The 235-nt window shown below is 71.9% G+C and carries 1 pseudogene; it reads right to left on the reverse strand.

The window, feature by feature from the left end:
- Positions 1-235: pseudogene (locus tag QSV46_RS41110) on the reverse strand (thermonuclease family protein); the annotation flags it as partial.

Consider the following 235-nt stretch of genomic DNA (forward strand, 5'->3'; position numbering starts at 1 on the left):
GGCCGACTGCCGGCCGTAGCGATCCGGCGTGTCATCCTCGCCATGCAAGGTCACGTCGCGGCCGGTGATGATGGCGGACAATGCGGCTCTGCCGCTGGCCGTGTCGGTTCCCGCCCGCTCGATGCCGGCGAGGCGGATTTCCCGGCCGTCCTCGAGGCGAAAGCCGCGCGCATCGACGGCGGCAGTGGCGCGGCCTTCGCCTTGTCGCTCCAGCGCGCAATCCGCAGCGTCGGCT

This window comes from Bradyrhizobium cosmicum (assembly GCF_032290525.1).
GTDB lineage: Bacteria > Pseudomonadota > Alphaproteobacteria > Rhizobiales > Xanthobacteraceae > Bradyrhizobium > Bradyrhizobium cosmicum_A.